This window comes from Staphylococcus pasteuri (genome assembly GCF_030547725.1).
Taxonomy (GTDB): Bacteria; Bacillota; Bacilli; order Staphylococcales; family Staphylococcaceae; genus Staphylococcus; species Staphylococcus pasteuri.
This window is the reverse complement of record NZ_JAUOQO010000566.1, coordinates 1-256: the sequence shown is the minus strand read 5'-3', so window position 1 is coordinate 256 and position 256 is coordinate 1. Positions and strand designations below refer to the sequence as shown.

The following is a 256-nucleotide window of genomic DNA, read 5'->3' as shown; positions in this document are numbered from 1 at the left end:
TCAGGAAATGGACTATGGTAAACACCATTCAATAACGGTCCATAACTTTTTCTCAGATTCAAACTAATCGCTGACATGGATACAGCCCCAAACGCTGAGCCATGATAGGCATTAGTAAAACTAAAAATATATGGTCGACCAGAAAATTCACGGGCAAAAATGAAAATGACATCATTACCATCAGATCCTCTTAAACCGAATGACACACTATTAACGTAGTCACCTCGAGTAATATCACAAAATTTATTAGACAAAC

Annotated in this window: 1 pseudogene; it reads right to left on the bottom strand. The window is 36.7% G+C overall.

What is annotated here, in order from left to right:
• Nucleotides 1-256, bottom strand: a pseudogene (locus tag Q4528_RS14745) (aspartate aminotransferase family protein); the annotation flags it as partial.